We start from the raw sequence: 391 nt of genomic DNA on the forward strand, positions 1-391 counted from the left end.
CTTTTCCGTGACCTTGCCCAGCACCTTGTTCGCGCGACGGCGCAGATCGAAGGTTTTCTGGAACTCGCTCTCGAAATCGTCGACGGCCCGGCGCGCAGCAGCGACCAGCGTTTCAACGCGAGCGGCCCGATCGACGCCCGCTTCGTCGCCGTGTTCGACCAGATCGGCGCGGCGGCGCTTTTCGATCTCGGTCAGACGGTGATGCAGCGCCTCGATCAGCAGCGCGCGGCGCTTCGGATTGTCGAGCAGGTCGTCTTGCAGGTAAGGATTGCGGCGCACGACCCAGATGTCGCCGAGCACTTCATACAGCATCCGCGCCGAGCGGCCGGTGCGGCGTTCCGCCCGCAGTTCGGCCAAAGCCGCCCAGGCTTCGTCGCCAAGCAGACGGATG

Annotated in this window: 1 protein-coding gene; it reads right to left on the reverse strand. The window is 66.0% G+C overall.

Translation table 11 applies throughout. The features are described 5' to 3' along the window. The coding region (locus PQR40_RS39020; RefSeq protein WP_408511288.1) for a DUF3683 domain-containing protein at positions 1 to 391 on the reverse strand (391 nt) is incomplete at both ends.

The sequence above is a fragment of the Paraburkholderia sediminicola genome (assembly GCF_046026855.1).
GTDB lineage: Bacteria > Pseudomonadota > Gammaproteobacteria > Burkholderiales > Burkholderiaceae > Paraburkholderia > Paraburkholderia sediminicola_A.